Annotated in this window: 1 protein-coding gene; it reads right to left on the reverse strand. The window is 36.1% G+C overall.

What is annotated here, in order from left to right:
• Nucleotides 1-155: helix-turn-helix domain-containing protein (locus tag IQR33_RS01935; protein WP_193843459.1), on the reverse strand; the 155-nt coding region annotated here is incomplete at its 3' end.
• Nucleotides 156-233: the final 78 nt, after the last annotated feature.

Genomic DNA, 233 nt, shown 5'->3' on the forward strand with positions numbered 1-233 from the left:
GTTGTTCGATATAATAGCTGAGCCCCTATTTCTTCCTCCAACCTCGCCATTCTTTTGCTAACTACCGAATTTGTAAGGTTATTTGCCTCTGCAACCTTACTAAAGCTGCCAAGTTCGATTACTTGAGAAAATAGGATTAAGTCGTCTGCTCTCATACCATTATGTCACTTTTGGAATTAATTATTTTCATTATTTCCCTATATCAACAAAAAATAAAGGAGTAAATTCACGCC

It is taken from the genome of Vibrio sp. OPT46 (assembly GCF_015163535.1).
GTDB classification, from domain to species: Bacteria; Pseudomonadota; Gammaproteobacteria; order Enterobacterales; family Vibrionaceae; genus Vibrio; species Vibrio alginolyticus.